At 43.6% G+C, this 17,744-nt stretch carries 18 protein-coding genes and 1 pseudogene; 4 read left to right on the plus strand and 15 right to left on the minus strand.

Features of this window, described 5'->3' with window-relative positions:
- Positions 1–60: 60 nt before the first annotated feature.
- The 6 genes from LCY76_RS12510 to LCY76_RS12535 all read right to left on the minus strand — a co-directional run bounded on the left by LCY76_RS12510 (position 61) and on the right by LCY76_RS12535 (position 6,296).
- Positions 61–1,641 carry a PucR family transcriptional regulator gene (locus LCY76_RS12510; protein ID WP_248252921.1) on the minus strand — a complete coding sequence of 527 codons (1,581 nt, stop codon included), beginning with the start codon at positions 1,639–1,641 and terminating at the stop codon, positions 61–63.
- A gap of 53 nt (positions 1,642–1,694) precedes the next feature.
- Positions 1,695–1,916, minus strand: a complete 222-nt coding sequence (locus LCY76_RS12515) for a spore germination protein (RefSeq protein ID WP_248252922.1) — start codon at positions 1,914–1,916, stop codon at positions 1,695–1,697.
- A gap of 107 nt (positions 1,917–2,023) precedes the next feature.
- Positions 2,024–3,709, minus strand: a complete 1,686-nt coding sequence (locus LCY76_RS12520) for a NucA/NucB deoxyribonuclease domain-containing protein (RefSeq protein WP_248252923.1) — start codon at positions 3,707–3,709, stop codon at positions 2,024–2,026.
- Between the two features lie 280 nt (positions 3,710–3,989).
- Positions 3,990–4,298 (minus strand): magnetosome magnetite crystal formation protein family, encoded by a 309-nt coding sequence (locus LCY76_RS12525; RefSeq protein ID WP_248252924.1) that lies wholly within the window; start codon positions 4,296–4,298, stop codon positions 3,990–3,992.
- 100 nt (positions 4,299–4,398) lie between these two features.
- Entirely contained in the window at positions 4,399–5,454 is a 1,056-nt protein-coding gene (locus LCY76_RS12530; protein WP_248252925.1) for an anthranilate phosphoribosyltransferase, read from the minus strand.
- Between the two features lie 107 nt (positions 5,455–5,561).
- A complete protein-coding gene (locus LCY76_RS12535; protein ID WP_248252926.1) occupies positions 5,562–6,296 on the minus strand; it encodes a L,D-transpeptidase family protein in 735 nt (244 codons plus the stop codon).
- Positions 6,297–6,523: 227 nt separating this feature from the next.
- On the opposite strand from LCY76_RS12535, the gene LCY76_RS12540 reads away from it, so the two are divergent.
- The gene (locus LCY76_RS12540; protein WP_248252927.1) at positions 6,524–8,566 is read left to right on the plus strand and encodes a molybdopterin oxidoreductase family protein; all 2,043 of its coding nucleotides are present in this window, start codon (positions 6,524–6,526) and stop codon (positions 8,564–8,566) included.
- A 20-nt stretch (positions 8,567–8,586) separates the two neighbouring features.
- On the plus strand, positions 8,587–8,772 hold the full coding sequence (locus tag LCY76_RS12545) for a ribbon-helix-helix domain-containing protein (protein ID WP_053358194.1): 186 nt from the start codon (positions 8,587–8,589) through the stop codon (positions 8,770–8,772).
- Positions 8,773–8,800: 28 nt separating this feature from the next.
- On the opposite strand, the gene LCY76_RS12550 is transcribed toward LCY76_RS12545, so the two are convergent.
- The 3 genes from LCY76_RS12550 to LCY76_RS12560 form a co-directional block, all read right to left on the minus strand.
- Positions 8,801–9,130 (minus strand): MGMT family protein, encoded by a 330-nt coding sequence (locus LCY76_RS12550; RefSeq protein WP_248252928.1) that lies wholly within the window; start codon positions 9,128–9,130, stop codon positions 8,801–8,803.
- 83 nt (positions 9,131–9,213) lie between these two features.
- Complete coding sequence (locus LCY76_RS12555) at positions 9,214–10,020, minus strand: alpha/beta fold hydrolase (RefSeq protein WP_248252929.1); 807 nt, start codon at positions 10,018–10,020, stop codon at positions 9,214–9,216.
- Between the two features lie 27 nt (positions 10,021–10,047).
- On the minus strand, positions 10,048–10,533 hold the full coding sequence (locus LCY76_RS12560) for a DinB family protein (RefSeq protein WP_248252930.1): 486 nt from the start codon (positions 10,531–10,533) through the stop codon (positions 10,048–10,050).
- Between the two features lie 119 nt (positions 10,534–10,652).
- On the opposite strand from LCY76_RS12560, the pseudogene LCY76_RS12565 reads away from it, so the two are divergent.
- Positions 10,653–11,597, plus strand: a pseudogene (locus LCY76_RS12565) (helix-turn-helix transcriptional regulator).
- A 41-nt stretch (positions 11,598–11,638) separates the two neighbouring features.
- Here the strand turns inward: LCY76_RS12565 and splB are convergent.
- From splB to LCY76_RS12585, 4 genes are all read right to left on the minus strand, one after another.
- Positions 11,639–12,667, minus strand: coding sequence for a spore photoproduct lyase (splB, locus tag LCY76_RS12570; RefSeq protein WP_248252931.1), 1,029 nt, complete (start codon positions 12,665–12,667; stop codon positions 11,639–11,641).
- 18 nt (positions 12,668–12,685) lie between these two features.
- A complete protein-coding gene (locus LCY76_RS12575) occupies positions 12,686–12,925 on the minus strand; it encodes a transcriptional regulator SplA domain-containing protein (protein WP_248254665.1) in 240 nt (79 codons plus the stop codon).
- Between the two features lie 254 nt (positions 12,926–13,179).
- Positions 13,180–13,722, minus strand: a complete 543-nt coding sequence (locus LCY76_RS12580; protein ID WP_248254666.1) for a GNAT family N-acetyltransferase — start codon at positions 13,720–13,722, stop codon at positions 13,180–13,182.
- A 108-nt stretch (positions 13,723–13,830) separates the two neighbouring features.
- Positions 13,831–14,112 (minus strand): hypothetical protein, encoded by a 282-nt coding sequence (locus LCY76_RS12585; RefSeq protein ID WP_248252932.1) that lies wholly within the window; start codon positions 14,110–14,112, stop codon positions 13,831–13,833.
- A 139-nt stretch (positions 14,113–14,251) separates the two neighbouring features.
- Between LCY76_RS12585 and LCY76_RS12590 the strand changes: the two genes are divergently transcribed.
- On the plus strand, positions 14,252–14,680 hold the full coding sequence (locus LCY76_RS12590) for a DUF4395 domain-containing protein (RefSeq protein WP_248252933.1): 429 nt from the start codon (positions 14,252–14,254) through the stop codon (positions 14,678–14,680).
- Positions 14,681–14,720: 40 nt separating this feature from the next.
- On the opposite strand, the gene LCY76_RS12595 is transcribed toward LCY76_RS12590, so the two are convergent.
- Together LCY76_RS12595 and parC are read right to left on the minus strand one after the other, a co-directional pair.
- Complete coding sequence (locus LCY76_RS12595) at positions 14,721–15,221, minus strand: metal-dependent hydrolase (RefSeq protein WP_248252934.1); 501 nt, start codon at positions 15,219–15,221, stop codon at positions 14,721–14,723.
- 81 nt (positions 15,222–15,302) lie between these two features.
- A complete protein-coding gene (gene parC, locus LCY76_RS12600) occupies positions 15,303–17,741 on the minus strand; it encodes a DNA topoisomerase IV subunit A (protein ID WP_248252935.1) in 2,439 nt (812 codons plus the stop codon).
- Positions 17,742–17,744 lie beyond the last annotated feature (3 nt).

Here is a 17,744-nt window from a genome sequence, read left to right on the forward strand (position 1 = left end):
GGTTTCCCTTAACTGGTATACATAAAGTTAAATAAAAAGAGACTGGTATAGGTTCAGCCTCTACAGTTCCATGTATTCATGAGCCATCGCCGCGAATTCAAGGGCTTGGCGCTTTCCGGGTTCCATAAAATCTTTGCCAAGCAATTCCTCCAGCTGCTTAATCCTGTGGTACAAGGTTTGCCTGACAATAAAAAGATGGCCAGCCGTCTCTTGTTTAGACCCATTGCACATCAAAAATACTTTCAGCGTGGTCAGAAGTCTTGTATTATTCTTTGCATCATATTGGATCACTGGCCGAAGATAATCTTGAATAAAATCAACCAGTTCATGTTTGTCCGGAATCATGGAAATCAGACGGTACATGTGAAGATCGTCATAAAGAGGACTGATTTTTCCTTTTGCAAGTTTGGTTTGAAAAATTAACGCCTTCTGAGCTGTATCATAGCTTTTATCCAGTGCACTCAGCCTGCTTATCCATTTACCGACCGCCATAAAGAGCAAAGGAAGATTCTGATTTTCCCTTGCCAGATGGATTCCTTTGCGCACCCTTTCTTTGTATGAAGCAGCATCCCTAAGATTAATGAGGATAAAGATGAGATGGTCGCTTTTTGCATAGGGAAGGATATAAAAACCGAGTGGTTCGAAAATGGACCGGAAAACAATCTGTATGTACGGATATTGTGTTTCAGAAAAACCGGCCTCTCCGTTTTCAAATTCAACACAAAAAACAGACGCCCCTTGATGTCGGCCTTTCATTCCCAAATATACGAGATGCTTTTCGATCTCCTCGTCACGGTGGCGTCCCTCCAGCCACTCTTGCATCCAGCTGTTTTCTTCCGCTTTCTTTTTTTCAGCGGTATACATCTCCCGGAGCAGCTGGTTGGCAATGGCTGTAGCCGTCCGGTCTGCCAGGAGGACGTGCAGATCAGTAATCGGCTGGTCTTTCGAACAGAGAATCAGCTCTGCGAATTGATGGTCAAGCGCCTGGATGGGCTGCCTTACCACCGAGGAGCTTTCCTTGTTTTTTTCAATAAAATCCAGCCATTCTTCCTGCTCTGGAGAATCCACGGCAGGGAACAGTGCCACGTTTTTCTGGCTTTGTATAAAAACCACCTGCATCTTGACGGAATGGTGGAGAAGTTTAAGTATATTTTCCTGTGGATTTGAGCTTAGCAGCAACTGATTCAGCGCTTGTGAAAAACTCTCAAGCTCTGTGATCATCTTATAATGCTGCTGGATGAGATAAGTATGCAACTCCTGGGTAATATCAATGAAACGGACTTCTTCTTCAAACAATATGATAGGAAATCCGTGATTTTCAGCAGCTTCAAGAACCGATGCCGGCACAGCCGACAGTTGAGTTCCAAGCTCGATGCATAAACCAGAAACATTTAGCTCAATAAGTTCCAGCACAAAGGAAAGAAAGGCTTTTTCATTGTCTTTCCATGCCATACCTGTCGAAAGAATCAGCTCGTTTCCGTTGAGGAGATTTCCGATCTGAGCGACCTCCATCACATGAACCCATTTCACCAGGCGGTTCAGCCCTTTACTGCCGGCAGCGACTTTCGCCTTGGAAAAGGTACTTCTGTTTAATACATCATTTATGGTCATTTTTAAATGAAGAACGATACCGGCACCCACTTTCCGTCAGAATATTTTTATTCTTTTATTTTACAACACCCGCTCCCTTTGGGCTAATTATTATCAATATTTGAATTATCTTCCGAGTCGCTATCGTAAGTATGAGTGAAACTGAAATCCGTGTGGGTTGAAACAGTGCTTCCGGTGTTGCCAAAACCAGAACCCGCATAAAATTTCTCATTTCTTTTCGGATTAAGAACCAGGCTATTACCAATGGTAAATACGCCGCTTTCCCGAACGGTATTGATATTAACGGCTCCGACGGTCGCAGGCATCCATAACTCCTCCTTACATTTTTTACCCTATCCTATGTAATATTCTTTGAATGGGTCTTTTGTTTTCAAAAAGAAAAGACCTCCTATAAGAGGCCTTCACTGTTTTCTTAAGGAATGGCATATATTTCGACTGTGAATTCTTTTCCGTTTGTTTTTTCCGGATTTGCAAGATAGATGTCTTTCACAGTTTTAATATTTGTTATTGCTCCGTCTTTCAGGTCATTAAAAATAGTCTCATCGAATCCCAGTTTATCATCATGCATCACATCGAACTGAGCGTTTTTGGGACCTGAGGTGACGATCCATTTCAGTTTGCTGGCATAGGAAGGAATGTTTTTCAGTGAGAAGTTGTCGCTGGATCTATGGTCCTGTCCTGGCTTGGGAGTACCATATGATGAAATGGTCCCCACTTTTACAGGAGCCTTTACTTGTACGTAAAACGGATCATTGTCCAATATACGGTCATAGGCATACCAGGCAGCCAGCCATCTTCCTGCTGCATTATTGGATTCCTTAGGGATGAGTTTTACCGAAAACCAATCCTGGCCATTCGTTGATGATCCTTCCCAAGTTGAAGCAAAAGGAAATTCATCGCACTCTTTTCCTGTCCGGTCTTCTCCCTTAAATTCCTTGTTGCATACAGATCTTGTCTTAGCTCTGTTTTGTGCATATTCTTCTGGATGCCTTTTCGTATACATACGTGTTAGCGGACGGTCTCCCAATGCTCCAGGTATCTTTTTTCCCAGCTTATAAGGTTTGGTCTTCTCCGGATGATCCATCGCAAACTTCCAGTGTTCACCTGCTTCTTTTAGTGGAGCGAACTCTGCCTTGGTGATGGGAACATTTAATACCGAATCGGTTTTACTAAATATGGCTCCCTGCCAAAAATGCTGGTCGGGAAATGCAAACATGTATTTTGCTGAATCAAAACGAACTCTCTGTTTAATTCCATCAATGGTTTTAGTAAACTTCTTAGGTGCATGCTTAATGGTGAGTTTGGGCCAGAAATCCATATATCCGATTTGATCAGGGTTATAATCACTGGCCGGAGGAGCATCCGAAAGGAATGTTTTCAAACCAAAGTTTGTGTTTTTCCACTGTGCAATGGTCCGTTCTATGGCAGGAGTCTTTGAATCCGGTTTGCAGTCACCTGCATTGATTTTAGCCTGACAAACCACATCAATTTTCAGTTTTGCTCCGTTTAACGAAGGATTGGTAACAAGGATATCATCAATGCTGTAATATACTCTCATTTTCCTGCTTTGATTCGATCCGTATCCGATTTCTGTGAATTGAATCTGCACACCGTCATAGGTACAAAATCCAAAGCGGCATGACCTGGGTATCTGGTAAGTAGCCACATGGGACCAACAGAAAGAATAATGATTTTTTATATAACCTGTTTTTGAGCCGCTGGCTGGGTTGTTTCGGCACTCTTCCACAGTACTGATATGATCATAATCAAATGCCGGGGGCTCCCAGCCCAACGCAGTAAACATTGGCGGCCCCATCTTCGATTCATATGCAGAGTTGCTTTGCTTGTCTTCGTTTCTTAGATCTTCTAACGTCTGAACCTCTTTTTTAGTTTTTTCCTGAATCGTTTTCTCGCTGTACCTTTCAATAGATTTTCCTTCCTTCATGAGATTTGTTGCCTTTTTCAATTTTACTTTATCGCTTTGAAGCCAATAACCTCCTCCTTCAGGACTTGAATGTGCCTCTGCTGGTGTAATTATCCCAATGATCAAAAATAACAAGAGTGCAGCGGAAACGATTAGCCTGTACGCACTAGACATTTCATAACCTCCCCTTATATTTTGATTTGGAAATCAGGGCTTTAAAAAAAGGGAAAAACTTTGTTCTCCACATATCGGCCTAGTACTTCCCTTTTACATCCTCCAAATCGGAGTCATATTACTATACAAACATATCATTTACAATACATTCCATAGAAAATACTTCCAAAATACCAATCAACTTTTTTCAATTGAAATGAACTAGGTAAATAGGTTAACTGCAAAGGTCATAGTAAAAAGCATCCTCCTCTGAATCGGAGAATGCTTTTTACTGAAAATATTATTTCACCCAAGAACCAACTATCGGATATTGGTAAGGCCGGTCATTTAATGCACGGAAAATTCCCACTAAAGGGGCGATGATAGCCATTAATCCAAAAACAATCAAGAATGGCAAACCGATGAGTACCCATGAGAAGAATGCCGAGACAGCGATTAACACCCCAATTACAAGATGGAAGAGCGCAGCTTGAAGCGCCAGGCTTTTCACTTCCCGATCAGTTATCAAAAGATAAACGATCAGCGGTACGAGTATAGGCGCAAACCATGTACTGGCGTGAATAAGAATTCGAAGTCCTTTATGTTCCAATTATCTTAATCTCCTTTTTCAGCAGAAATAAACTATACAAGTAGTGTATTGTATTTGACAGCTTTTTGTAACGCGCCTTGAGCCTGAATTTACATACGTCTTAAGTCTTATGGCTAAAAGCGGAATGAGTTTGCTGCTGCCAGCGCTGCAGCTGCTCCTCTCCTTTACGGTCATTCAGCAGCTGTTCTGCAAGAGCTGTTCCTTCCGCTACGGAAGGGGTATGCCCAAGAATAGAGAAGCGGAGCCCAGCATTTAGAACCACCTGATTACGGTAAGGAGCCAGCTCCTCTGACGGATCGCCTGCTAGAACTCTGTGTATCAATGAACATTGCTCAGCAGGTGTCAGCCTCTCTTTGTTTACTTCTTTTGTATGCTTTAATCCATAGTCCTCCGGATTAATAATGATAGATTCACTTTTCTTTTCGGTTATTTCATAAATAAAGCTGCTTCTGTGTACAGGAAGATCTTCTGAACCTTCCACCCCCTGCACGATAAATGCTTTTTCATAGGTTAGCCGCTGAAGAGTGGGTATGATCTTATTGACTGCCGATCGATGAAAAACACCAAGGATAATGTATTTGGCACTCGAAATATCAAGCAGCTTCTCAACCGTGTTCATGATTGTCCGCACGCCGATCTCTTTGCGTATTCTTCTTAATGAACCAAGCGGTGGACAAAGCTTTTCCGTCCACCCAAACCCGATCTCTGTCTGATCAAGAGAATATTCCATTTCTTCCAAGCTATGCGCGATTGGAACCTTCAAGTGCTCCAATATTGTTTTTAAGGAAGTTCCGTGTTTAGGAGGAAGCGATTCATCCGCATGCAAAAACACTGGCAATCCTTGCTGTGATAACAGGATACTTACAGGAATCGTGGCGGCAAATGAGTTTCTGCCATTATAAGGGCCACCGCAGTCGAGTATCTTTCGAGTGGTCTGCTGCGTCAAATGCTCGGTATGGTTTCGGAATTCATGAATAAAAGCGAGAAGTTCATCCGGAGTTTCCATCTTGATGCGTTCGGCCATAAAAAATGCGGCGATTTGGGCATCCGTTGCCTCCCCTGAAGCAATGCACGCAGCAGCTTTAAGCGCCTCTTCATACGCGAGGTCTTTGGCACCCCGTTTTCCACGTCCTACTTCTTTAATCCATTGCTGCATATCCGTCACCTCTCATATCTGTTAATTTTAGAATTATCTCATTTTTTAGCCTGAAAGGAAAATAAAAAAAGAGATTCCGTTTAAGAATCTCTTTTCCTTTTTCTCTATTACAGCATACCCAGCCTTTTTTTGGTTGCCGGTCCCACAATTCCGTCGACTTTCAGTTTGTTTGCCTTTTGGTACTTGCGTACAGCCGAATCTGTATTTTTCCCGAAGATGCCGTCGATTCCTTTCGTACTGTAACCTTTATTGGTAAGTGTTCTTTGCAGCTCTTTCACTTCGGTTCCTTTGCTCCCAAGCTTCAGGTTCCCAGAGGAGTTCGCAGGAAGTGAGGATGGATTCAGACCGTTTGCCGCTGCTATGGAATCATAAGATTTGCTCGAACTCGCTATCACCACAGGTGTATTCACTTTCACCTTGCTGAAAAGCCACTGTACTTCGTTGTTGTACATGCGGATACAGCCGGCACTGGCATAGGTGCCAATGGAATTCGGGTTGTTGTTTCCGTGAATAGCGTAAGTGGTACCCCATGTCCCTCTGGCATTTAATCCCAGCCAGCGGTTTCCAAGCGGGTTCCTCGGATCTCCTCCAGGAATATGGCCAGAGTAGTACGGCCGGTTAACGATTTTGTTTACAATTTTGAACTTTCCTTCAGGTGTAAAAGACTTTTCTCGGCCAGTGGCCACTTTGAACACACTGTTCAGCCTGCTGTTTTCATAATAGGCCAGCTCATTCTTTGATTTGTTGATGATAATGAATTGGCTTACTCCAGCTGCACCGGCAGGCTGAGCAAAAAACAACACAAAGCTGAACGTTAGGAGGAGCGCTAAAAATTTCTTCATCTGTTCCCTTCCTTACTTTAAATTTACGTTTGTTGCCAAACAATAAATCATATGCTCCTCCGCAGGATAAAGATTACAATCTTTACAAATTTATTTCATTTCAATGAAAACCGCTTCTTCGGTATCCTGTTAAAGTTACCAACCCTCTTTCTTTTGGAAAGAAGTCATTGATAATCTGTTGATTTGATCTTATCCTTAGATTAACAAGAGGATGAAAGGAGTAAACCATGAGCACCTTCAAGAAACAGCAGAATGGCATCTTCCCCTCAGTCTGTCCTCTGGATTGTCCGGATCAATGCGGTCTGCTTCTACATAAAACAGATGGGAAAATAACGAAAGTTCAGGGAGATCCAAATCATCCCGTTACAAAAGGGAACATCTGCAACAAGGTAAGAAATATGCCGGAACGAATCTATGATTCGAAGCGGCTGACCACTCCTTTAAAACGGACAGGCCATAAAGGGTCGGGGCAATTTGAACCAATTACATGGGACGAGGCAATAGAATCAATCGCCTCCAAATGGAAGAATCTTATAGCATCTGAGGGTACTGAGAGCATTCTTCCCTACAGTTTTTATGGAAACATGGGGATATTGAGCGCTGAAGGCATGGACAGGCGTTTTTTTCACCGTCTCGGTGCCAGCCGCCTGGACCAGACTATCTGTTCAGTGGCAGGATCCGTTGGCTATAAATACACAATGGGAGGAAGCTTTGGAATCGATCCTGAAGACACCATCCATTCAAAATTAATCATCTTTTGGGGGATAAATGCAGTCAGCACCAACATGCATCAAGTCGCACTGGCGCAAAAAGCACGAAAAAACGGAGCAAAAATCGTCGTTATTGATGTCCATAAGAACCGGACAGGTATTCTAGCAGACTGGTTTATTCCTATTCTTCCGGGAACAGACAGTGCTCTTGCTCTCGGCTTGATGAACCTTCTTTTTGAAGAAGGCCTGGCGGATCTGGAGTTCTTGCAAGAATACTCCATCGGCTATCAAGAACTCCGGGAACATGTAAAACAATATGATCCCCATACCGTAGCAGCGATTACCGGAATTCCGGTTGACGATTTAAAGGAACTTGCAGCATTATACGGTACCGTCTCACCTTCTTTTATCCGCATCGGAAACGGTCTGCAGCATCATGACAACGGCGGTATGGCTGTCCGTACCATCGCATGCCTTCCAGCCATAACAGGGCAATGGCTTGTAAAAGGCGGTGGCGCGATAAAAGGAAACTCCGGCTACCTTGCCCACAATACAGCAGCGGTTCAACGGCCAGATCTGCTTGAGAATAAAGAGACACGCGTCATTAACATGAACCAGATCGGAAGTGCTTTGCTTGACTTAAAGCCCCCCATTTCATCGATGTTTGTATACAATTGCAATCCAGCTGTAGTAGCTCCGGAAGGGAATAAAGTACGCAAAGGGCTGGAACGGGAAGATCTGTTCATTGTCGTTCACGATCTGTTCCTGACCGAAACAGCATCCTATGCGGACATCGTGCTTCCCGCTACCTCATCGTTTGAAAACACGGATTTTTATACGTCCTACTGGCACAAGTACACTCAGATACAAGAACCTGTAATCGAGCCATATGGGGAAAGCAAGTCCAATCCCGATGTTTTCCGCCTATTGGCCGAAGCGATGGGGTTCCAGGATGATGTGTTTAAAGATTCTGATGAAGAAATGATTGAACAGGCGTTCCATTACCCGGCCAATTCATATATTGAAGACATTGATTTGCAGACATTAAAAGAAAATCAGTTTGTCAAAGCAAAAAACACACCATTGTTTCCAGGAAAACTCCCGACACCAAGCGGGAAAATCGAGCTGTATTCCAAAAAGATGGAGGAAGACGGCTACCCAGCACTGCCGACGTATGTTCCGCTTCCTGCTGACGGTGATCATCCATTTTTATTCGTACCGGGACCCAATCATAATTTCTTAAACTCGACGTTCAGTAATAACGATAAACATATCCAGTTGGAAAAAACACCTCAGCTGCATATCAATTCGAGAGATGCAGCTGAACTGAACATTGAAAACGGAGAAATGGTAAGAATATGGAACAAACGTGGAGAATGCTTGCTGCAGGCATCCATCGGTGAAAACGTTCTGTCCGGAGTAGTGGTTACACAGGGGCTTTGGGCCGACCTTCCTGGTACAAAACAGTTAGTCAACGTTCTAACGCCTGACCGGGTCGCCGATATGGGCGGCGGTGCGACTTTTTTCTCCGGACGGATCAGTATTGAAAAAATACAATAAATAACCAATAGGAGGAAACGATGTATCAGAGCAGCATCCGGCCAAAAAATGATGACCGAAAGAACGTGAATACGACTTTGAGCCAGTCATTGTATAAGGAATTAAAAGCATTAGCAGCAAAGCTTGACAGACCTGCAAACGACCTTCTAGAAGAAGGCATGAGGCACGTACTAGAAAAATATAAAAATAAGAGGACTTCAAAATAAGCAAAAAAATAAAGGATGTACGCCCCGCTTATGGGGTGTACATCCTTTTGCTTGTTTCAGGCTGATGCAAGTACAATGGAAGATTGATCCTGCCATCTGATGAAACAGATATCCCTTCACTCTCGAGAGAAAACCGTTGGACAGCGTGCATTTCTTCGTCTGTAAACCCGATCTCTCCCTTTGCATTGATGACCCGATGCCAAGGAAGGTGATGCTTTTTACCCATCGAATGAAGAATTCTCACAACCTGTCTTGCACCGCGGGGACTTCCAGCGAGGCGGGCGATCTGTCCATAAGTCATGACTTTTCCTTCAGGTATTTGTTTTATAATAAGAAGTGCGCGGTCAGTAAACGTCATAGATACTTTCCTTTCAACTAGAGGATTACTGTTAGTGTACAACAAAAATTCGGTACAACCCAGTGAGAGCTGTACCTAAAAAACTAAATCTGCCATTCTTTGATAAATCCGAGGTTACTCATAAAGTTAACAATCTCTTCTCGATAACATTCAGGATTGTCAAAATGGACCGCATGTCCAGCTTCAATACTAACAAGCTCTGTGTTCGGTCTTTTTGACACCATTTCCTGAGCATGCTCAGATGAGAGCACTCTGCTTGTTGTCCCATAGATCAATAAGGCCGGAACGGTTGAGGCGGTCCATTCTTTCCAATAGTCCCCGTTCAGTTCACGTTGTGAGCGGAGGATGTCCCCTACATTGAATGGAAGCCCCCACCCATCTTCGTACTGCCGCATCGAGTAGGCATGTGCAGGTCCAAGACGGCCGATTCCTTCGATTAACGCTTCCTTTGTAGGTGCTCTGTATGGCCAATCCAAAGCGAAGCTCAAATCAGAATGAATCACTGCTCCTACATCTTCAATGATGAGAGCCAAAACGCGATCGGGAAAGCGGGCTGCAAGTCGATAGGCTACAGCTCCTCCCAGGGAATGGCCGAGAATAATCGCTTTTTCAATGTTGAGATGATCCAGCAGAGCAATCGCGTCTTCAACATACCGGTCATTTTCATAGCTTGAAGGACGGCCAGATTCACCGTGTCCCCTCTGATCAAGCGCAAACATATGACAGGCTTCCTGAATATGTTCGGCTAATCCTTCGGCAAAGCGCCCTTCATTCATGTGTCCATGCAATGCGAGAAGTGTCGCTCCTTCCCCGCCAAAGTCCAAATAGGAAAGCCTTGTGTCCGGTCCATCAAAAAATAATCTTTTCTTATTTGTTTTCTTTTTCTTCATAAGTGATCGCCCTCTCCTAATGTTCGATCAGTATAGATCAAACATGTTTACGTCATAGCCCAGTTCCTTCAAATAATTAAAGAGCTGCGCCCGGTGATGCTGAGCATGAGTGACGATTTCAATCAGCCATTTGGCCTGCACCGTCCCATAATCTAAATAAAACGGCTTCGTTTCCTTTTGAAGAAATACTTCATCCGGCAGCTGTTCCATGTAGCTCCTTACATCATGCAGCCCATTTTTCATCCTCACGATCCATTGTTCTGGCTCGTTATCGGCGGCAACCTCCGCTTCGAGTTCCCGAACCTCTTCTTCGCTTTTCTCCTGCAGGATCAGAAGATCAGTAGAAGGCACGGAAACGAGGTGCAGCACCAGTTCATGCAAAGATCTCATGTTTTCTTTTGGGCGGTAATCCAAGTGGTTCGGTGATATTTTACCGATTAAATTTGTTGAAGTTCTCGCAATCAGCTCCAATTCTTCCAGAAGCATCTCTTTCAATTCGTTTATTCCCTGCATCTTGCTCACTCCATTTCACTTACTTGATTTCTTTAAGTGCTAATGTACTTGTTGTGGTTTCATTGTAGCTTATAACAGTGACAGGGAATGTCACAAATAAAAAAATGGGGAAAATTAAGATGTCAAAATCGAAGCGTATCCTGGAATTAATGATGACCGTAAACCGAAGAAGAAAGTTTACTGTAAAAGAACTGGTTCAGGAATTCGGCGTCTCACAGCGCACGATCCTCCGCGATTTGCAAGAGCTAAGCGAGCTGGGTGTCCCTCTGTATTCAGAAGTAGGCCCTCATGGAGGCTATCAGGTGCTGAATGAACGGATACTGCCTCCTATCGCGTTTACGGAAGAAGAGGCAGTCTCCATTTCTTTTGCGGGCCACGCGCTGCGCCATTTTTCATCATTGCCGTTTGAAACGGAATACTCTTCAGCGCTAAACAAGTTTTATTTTTATATGTCCGGTGAAGTCAGGGACAGGATTGATGAGATGAAGAATCGTGTAGACATCATCACCCCGCATCGGAGCTCAAAATCTCCCTATTTGTCTGCTCTTCTGGCAGCATCCATCCAGCAAAAGGTAATTTTGGTAGTATGCATCAAGAGGTGAAACCACAAAAAGGGAGATCCAGCCGATCGGAATTTATGCGAGCAATGGGTTATGGTACTGTCCTGCTTATTGTTTCCTCCGCAACGATTTTCGGCTCTTCCGCATCGACCGCATTCATAATGTTGGCGATCCATCGAAAAAAACTGAACCGATGGACTTTTCCTCGCTTCACCTGGGAAACAGAAGATCCTACAACCAGCCGGAGAAAAACTGGTCAGGCTTATTGTTGAACTGAACAAGGAAGGTGTCCAGCAGTGTGAATCAGAAATTTGGGCAGCTCCCGAGCTAAGGACACGAAACGATGGCACAGGATGGCTGGAGTGCTCAATTCCGATAACCGACCTTGACTATTTTGCGGAATTTTTTATTGGAATGGGTAAAAAAGCGAGGGTTAAACAGCCTCAAGAATTGCTGGAGCTCATGAGGATCCGGCTGAGGGAATTATTGCACCTTTATAAATGAAAAGAAAACCAGGCCCATTTTGAAACCAGGCCTGGTTTTAGTTACGTAAAGTATTCAATTTTCGCATTAGGAAAGTATTTGTCGATGTCTGACTCCAATCTTTCCCGCAGTTCGAGCTCTTCTTCTTTGCTGTAGATATATTTTCCGATTCCGTAACGGCCCCATTTGTAGCGCCTCTCTTCTTCGTTCATCTCAAGCTTTGTTTTAGGATAGTTTTTCTCGATGACGCGTTTGGCAGGCTTTGTAAAGCGATGCTGAATCATCTCAAATGTAATGTCATCCCTGGCACTTTGCGGCAGTGCTGCATCCAGCTTTTCAAACAGCTGGCGATAGCCTTCCTGCCAGCCTTCATGAATATAGATGGGAGCGACGATAAAACCAAGAGGATATCCTGCTTCAGCGACCTTTTTTGCAGCCTCGATCCGCATGTCGAGAGGGGATGTTCCCGGTTCAAAATATTTGATGACATAATCGGCATTCACACTGAAACGGAACCGTGTGCGTCCGTTATGCTTTGCATCCAACAGATGATCTACATGATGAAATTTCGTAACAAACCGCAAACGGCCCAGATCAGACTGGCCAAAATATTCAATCGCGTGCTTCAATGTATGAGTCAGATGATCGATCCCCACAATATCGGACGTACAGGAAGCCTCAAACCGTGTGATCTGGGGAGCTCTTTCTTCCATATACTTTTGAGCCTGATCCAATATTTCTTCCACGTTCACATAGGTGCGGATATACGGTTTACTTCCCATCGTTGTCTGTAAATAACAGTAGTGGCAATGACCCATGCACCCGGTGGCAAAGGGAATGGCATACTCAGCTGACGGTTTGGACGAATCAAAATTTAAAGTCTTCCGCACGCCCACAACAAGAGTTGATTTGGCGTTTCTGTATTTTTGCAGGTCGTTATCTCCCGGGATATTCCGTACCTGATTATGTGAAGTTGTTTCCCGGATCTCTAGTCCCATATCTTCAAATTTTTTTTTAAGCTGAACTCCAAGAGGGTACTCCAACGCTCTTGGTTCTATGTAAACCAGCTGCGGTACAAAAGGTTTTATCAAAAGTACATTCTCCTTTTACTAAAACTGATCATAATCAAAGATTTCTTTATAGTGCTGCTCAGCTTCTTCGAAAGTGTTATAAACAGCATCATCATCGGCCAGCAGATGATAGGACTCGTGCAAAAACAATGCCACTTCATTCTCATGTTCAGGATGCTCTACAATTTCAGCCTGTGTGATGTTTGCTACATTTGGCGTATGTGGGTTTCTGTAGATGACGAAGACTTGATCACCGACTTGATATTCTCTTTTTTTCATGTTGATCCATTCCTTCCTCAAAAATTGCTCTCCGTTACTATCCTTGCCCCCGCCTTCTCTTTTTATGTTAGGCTTTGTTAAAGCATATTGTTGATTTTCTTTCCAAGTGGGCATCGCATACTGATGGTAAGGCGTGTGATAGCCAGCGATGATGAGAGCCGGCGGCGGTTCATTCACACCCCACTAAAAAACGACAACATTGAGTAACAGAGCTTTATGTTAAAAAAAGACCTTCCATTATGGAAAGTCTTCCACTATTCATCATGAGGATTAATGATGGCCAGGACTTGGTGATCCTCCCATTTACCATTGATTTTTACATTCTTAATGGCCAGGCCTTCTTTATGAAAACCTGCCTTCTCCAAAACGCTTATCGATCCTATGTTATGAGGCATAACTCCCGCTTCAATGCGGTGGAGTTTCAATTCTTCAAATGCATACTGAACGATCAATTTGGCGGCTTCTGTCGTGTACCCTTTACCATTATGCTCCTGATCCAGGAAATATCCGATGAACGCACTCTGAAGGGAGCCGCGCAGCACTTGAAAAAGATTGATCGTGCCAATTAGCGCATGCTTCTTCTTTGTAAATATACCAAACTGATAATCCGAATCATTTTTTTGAGATTGTTCATATTCTTTTATCCTTTTCCGCTGGCCTTCTATACTGTAAAAATCGTCGGGACGTCCCATGGAAAATCGTTCAAAAAAACAACGATTTTTCTTTTGCAATTCAAGCAGCGCCTCCGCATCTCCCAACGCGAACGGCTTTATGTATATTCTTGCCCCTAACAACAGATTCCCCCCTCTCTTATAAGCGCACCTCATTTGAAACTTCAAACATGTAGCTGACGGTTTTTACTTCATTAATAACCAGTTAAATATTACCATAAAAGGACAAAATTTTCACGTGATAACTTGTTTTTTCATTCTTTTTACTGTAGCGATGCCTATGATAAAAATGCAGAAAACCGCAGTAGCCGACACCATGATACCTGCCCAAACTCCAAAGGGAGGAATGGTGTGAAGCGATTTATATAAAAGCAGTGCACCAAATGAGAAAATAAATAAGGTCACTGAAAAAAGAAAGAGCAAAACATAATGGACAATATAAAGGATCATGAACCGGCTTAAGGGCATATGCTGAAGCGTTAGCCCCTCCCAAACAAAATCTATTAATCTTTTCATGGCGACCTCCTTTATAACCATAATAGACGTTCGGAGGAAAAGTTATTCGTATATTCTTACTTTCAACATATTTTGCTTAACACCCACAATGGCTTCGGCTATAATGTGTATATTCCAATCAGAAAGGTCGGATATTAAAATGCGTCAGCCTCCAGTCTCTGTTCCACGTCCCTTAGTACGGCTTAATCAGTGGTTTATCGTTCTCTCTGTTGCGGCAGTTTGGTTGACAGGCTTTGAATGGATCCTTCTTCTCCCGCTCGCTGCAGGTGTCTCTGGACTTTTGTTCCGGTTTAATCCGGTCATGCAGTTTGGAAAGCTGTTTCTTCAAAAACCACCTTCTTCCTACGTTCCGGAAGAATGGAATCAGCATCAGTTTAACCAAAAGATTGCAGTGGCATGCCTTATCTTCGCTTATCTTTCTTATATCCTTCATTTCACGATCGCTGCCTATGTATTTACGATTATGGTTTTCTCTGCCGCTTTCATCGCGATCCTCGGATTTTGCATCGGGTGCTTTATCCGTTTTCAATGGCAGCAATATCAATACCGCAGATCATCCAGCCATTAAAAAAGCAACGTTCCTGAATATACGGAACGCTGCTTTTTTGTTATATGTTTAATATATGCTGTTTTGCTAGAAGAATAAGAGCAGCGATCATTAAGATTCCTGAAACAGCTGCTTCCGTATTGGAGCCCGTCTTGGTATAGATCGGAGACCGAAACCGTAAAGGAATCGGATACAAAAATTGAATGCCTCTCGATGTGCAGGCATCCAGAATGAGATGGCTGATCACACCAGCGAGTAACCCATATTTCAGATTCAGACTGTAGGTTGAATGGAGGGCACCAGCAAGCAGGACGACTGCTGCAATGAACAGCCAGCTATGTGTAATCGTTCGATGGCCAAACGTTTTGCTGACAAACTTTGAAAATAGCTTTGTTTTTCGCCCAGCCCATGAATTAGGATGGCATAGATCTGGAAGCAGACTGCCGAGAAGCCCTGCTCCATAAAAGACAAGCTGATGGTCTAAGGAAGCTGGTCCATCTATCCATTCGTTTACAAGTGCAGCCGCTGCCAAACCTCCCATTAAATGTGTGTTCCCTTTCATCGTTCACCTTTTTCTTGTTGTTAGTTTACATAATCCTATGCAGGTTAACTAGTAGAGAGAAATAACAAAGAGCAGCAATTGCTACTCTTTGTTTTCTTCCGTATGGACATGTTCCCATACTTCTGTCACTTCACCTGAATCACTGATATCCACGACATATGAACCGTTATTATACCGATCTGCATTTTTAAGTTTTGCCGGTTCAACCAGTACGATACTGTTGTTTTTTGTTTTTACTTCATAACTGGCATTTGCATTTGCCAGCTCCAGACCGATGACACGGTGTGGATTGCTTTTCAGCTCCCGCAGCATGACAAGCCCGCGTTTTGCTCTTGATGATTTATCAAATTCCGTAATCTTCATTTTTTTAACAGATCCGCGATGTGTAATTAAGACAAGCTGGCTGGCTTCTTTTTCAGGCAGCGCTTTTCCGCTCACAACAATATCGCCATCTTTAAGGTTTATTCCTTTGACTCCAGCAGCCCGCTGTCCGACCACATTGATCTCTTCCTCACCAAACCAGAGACCGTATCCATAATGTGTTGCAATAAAGACATCCTCACTGCCGTTCGTCAGGTGTACATCGATCAATTCATCGTCGCCTTTAAGCTTGAGAGCCATCAACATTTTGTTATACCGCTGTGCCTTATACTGCATTAACTCTGTTTTCTTTGCCATCCCTTGTTTCGTGAAGAAGACCAGGAATTGATTCTCCTGAAATTCCTTGACAGGTATGACTTTAATCAGCTGTTCATCACGGTCGAATCCAACCATGTTGGCCAAATGCTGGCCTGTATCCTTCCATCGTGCTTCCGGAAGCTCATAGACCGGCATAAAAATGTAATTTCCTTTGCTTGTGAAAATCAATATGGTATCGGTTGTGTTCAGCTGAGAAGCAATCAGAAGCCGGTCAGTCTCCTTCATCCCAGGCGCTTCACCGTTTGAAGCGGAATAAGAACGAAGGGACGAACGCTTGGAGTAGCCGTCTTTCGTTACGGTGACCATCACTTCTTCTGAAGGAATCATGACTTCCATATTGATTTTGATTTCTTCAATTTCATCTTCAATCTTCGTTCGGCGTTCATCACTATATTTCTTTTTGATTTCAGCCAATTCTTTTTTGATTACATTGAACAATTTAGCTTCACTGTTTAAAATGCCTGTTAAGTAAGCAATTTTCTTTTCAAGTTCTGAAGCTTCATTTTCAAGGGTTGTTACGTCCGTATTCGTCAGCCTGTAAAGCTGTAACGTAACGATCGCTTCAGCCTGAGCCTCTGTGAAAGAATATTTTTGAATAAGATTGTCTTTCGCATTCCGCTTATCTTTTGAACCGCGGATGATCGCGATGACTTCATCAAGAATTGAGATCGCTTTAATCAAGCCTTCAACGACATGCTGGCGTTCTTTCGCTTTGTTAAGATCATACTGGGAACGCTTAGTAACAACTTCTTTCTGGTGCTCGATATAAGCTGAAATGATTTGTTTGAGCCCCATCAACTTCGGCGTCTTATTATGGATGGCGACCATGTTGTAGTTGAACGAGATCTGGAGGTCCGTATTCTTAAACAGAAAAGCTAGTACGCCTTCAGCATTACCGTCTTTTTTCAGTTCAATAACGATACGCATTCCAGTACGGTCGGTTTCATCCCTTACTTCGGAGATTCCCTCTACCTTCTTGTCCAGCCGTAGCTCGTCAATCCGTTTTACCAGGTTGGCTTTGTTTACCTCAAAAGGAATCTCGGTAATAACGATCTGCTGTCTTCCGACCTTTAGATCTTCAATCCGAGTCTTCGCCCGTACGATCACACGGCCTTTACCTGTTTCAAACGCTTTTCTTATGCCTTCTTTTCCTTGTGCGATTCCTCCTGTAGGAAAATCTGGCCCTTTGATCACCGTCATCAGCTCATCGAGAGTCACGTCGGGATTAGCGATCTGCATCGTTACAGCGTCAATAACTTCTCCAAGATGATGTGGCGGAATATCTGTAGCATATCCAGCAGATATACCGGTTGATCCGTTGACAAGCAAGTTCGGATATCTTGCAGGAAGTACGACAGGCTCATCAATCGTATCATCAAAGTTTGGTGCGAATTCCACCGTGTTTTTTTCAATATCCCTTAACAGTTCCGAAGAGATTGAAGCGAGTCTTGCTTCGGTATAACGCATGGCCGCTGCCGGGTCTCCGTCGACACTTCCGTTGTTGCCATGCATTTGGATCAGCACGTTTCTAACTTTCCAGTCCTGGCTCATCCGTACCATCGCCTCATAAACGGAAGAATCTCCATGGGGATGATAGTTCCCTATTACGTTACCGACGGTTTTTGCTGATTTTCGGTACGGTTTATCGGCGGTGTTGCCTTCCTGAAACATCGCGTACAGAATACGTCGCTGTACTGGTTTCAGGCCATCCCTGGCATCAGGCAATGCACGGTCCTGAATAATGTATTTACTGTACCTCCCAAAACGGTCTCCGATGACCTCTTCGAGCGGTAAATCCATAAATCGTTCTACTAATGACAAAAT

Source organism: Fictibacillus marinisediminis, from assembly GCF_023149135.1.
Lineage (GTDB): Bacteria > Bacillota > Bacilli > Bacillales > Fictibacillaceae > Fictibacillus_C > Fictibacillus_C marinisediminis.